This is a genomic window from Calderihabitans maritimus, assembly GCF_002207765.1.
GTDB lineage: Bacteria > Bacillota > KKC1 > Calderihabitantales > Calderihabitantaceae > Calderihabitans > Calderihabitans maritimus.
On record NZ_BDGJ01000025.1, the window covers coordinates 1 to 749 of the forward strand.

Here is a 749-nt window from a genome sequence, read left to right on the forward strand (position 1 = left end):
GAAAAACCCTTTTTGTCGGTATCGATATAGGGTCTGACACCAATGTGGTCCGCATCCTTAATGATACCGGTGAAGATGTCTGCGGCTTTAGCGTTTCCAACGACCTACCCGGGGCCGAAAGGCTTGTGGAAAGGATTGTTACTGAAGCTGAGCTTATTGATGCTGATAAGGTTAAGATTGGTATGGAAGCTACTAACCTGTATTGGTGGCACCTTTCACAGGCCCTGCATGAGGCTCCTGAACTATCGGCTTTGGGTGCTGAAATAGCGGTGATTAATCCTAAGGTAATTGATGGTTTTAAGCGTATCTATCCGGATACGGCTAAGACCGACGCCTTGGATGCCCGGGTTATTGCTGATTGCTTGCGGTTTGGACGGGTACGTCCAACACCCCCTCCTGATATGACCTATGCTCCTTTGCAACGGTTAACCCGGTTTCGCTATCACCTGGTTTCTGACCTCACCAGGGAGAAGAACAGGGCCCTCAATCTGATATTCCTTAAGTTCTCTACCTACCAGAAGGAGTGCCCCTTCTCCAATTTGTTCGGGCAGGCCTCCCGGGCTGTCGTTGGCAACCTGACCCCTGATGAAATAGCTAATATGCCGGTGGAAGAACTGGTCGACCTGATGCTGCAACACGGTAATAACCGCTTAAAGGATGTGCCGGAGATGGCCAGGACTATTAAACAGGCGGCCCGCAATTCCTACCGTTTAAACCCCAAAATGCGGAATGCTGTCGATATTACCCTG

Annotated in this window: 1 protein-coding gene; it reads left to right on the plus strand. The window is 50.1% G+C overall.

Translation table 11 applies throughout. The features are described from left to right. Positions 1-749: IS110 family transposase (locus KKC1_RS03855; protein ID WP_088553194.1), on the plus strand; the 749-nt coding region annotated here is incomplete at both ends.